General features: G+C 31.7%; 1 protein-coding gene. It reads right to left on the bottom strand.

Annotation, left to right across the window (positions count from 1 at the left end; genetic code table 11):
* Positions 1-348 precede the first annotated feature (348 nt).
* Positions 349-678 (bottom strand): hypothetical protein, encoded by a 330-nt coding sequence (locus AC1DUW_RS31465; protein ID WP_477644529.1) that lies wholly within the window; start codon positions 676-678, stop codon positions 349-351.
* Positions 679-707: the final 29 nt, after the last annotated feature.

The following is a 707-nucleotide window of genomic DNA, read 5'->3' as shown; positions in this document are numbered from 1 at the left end:
GGTCATACTCACTATTTAGATTTAGTTCCGGATGTTTATTAGATTCAATTTCAACTTAAAGTCAATCTTTTCGCTCATTTTACTCCATTTCACTACAAAAACCCAATAATAAGAAAATGTTTAAAAGTCTATTTTCTTAGATTCAGATATAGAATCCAACTCGAACATTTAAGGTGTTTTCCTAATTGAATTTCATAGGACAAAATTGTCTATTCATTGATTATTTGCCCAATTTAATTTCGAACAACTCAAAAAAGCTAATATTACTCTATAGATGGAAAAATTTCAAAAAGCATTTCCTTAAAATCACAAGGCTTTATTTATGGCAGGTTCTGTTATCTTGTTCAACTAACGGTTGAGCTTTGATTCCAGATGCTCCTCTAGAGACAAAATTCTAAACGCTAACTCTTGATTTAGGTCCAAGACCCCTATAACAATCTGATTATCTTCCGTTATTGTTACATATCTTAAGGTTTCATCACCTTGAATCCGAAAATTGGTTTCCAATGGTGTCTCCATCTTTGCAAAGACRGTATCTGTGTACGTAAGTGGAAGAAAATCATCTAAACCTTCTTCGGGGCTACCTAGCCACTTAAACATAAAATCTTTCAATGAAAGTCGTTCAATCGTCGATAGATGATTTTTAAATGTTAATTTGTCTATTGTTACCTTTTTCAACTTAACCACTCCTCAATATTAAATAAAGT

The sequence above is a fragment of the Peribacillus sp. P4_C12 genome (assembly GCF_056402095.1).
This window is presented reverse-complemented; position numbering and strand designations above follow the sequence as displayed.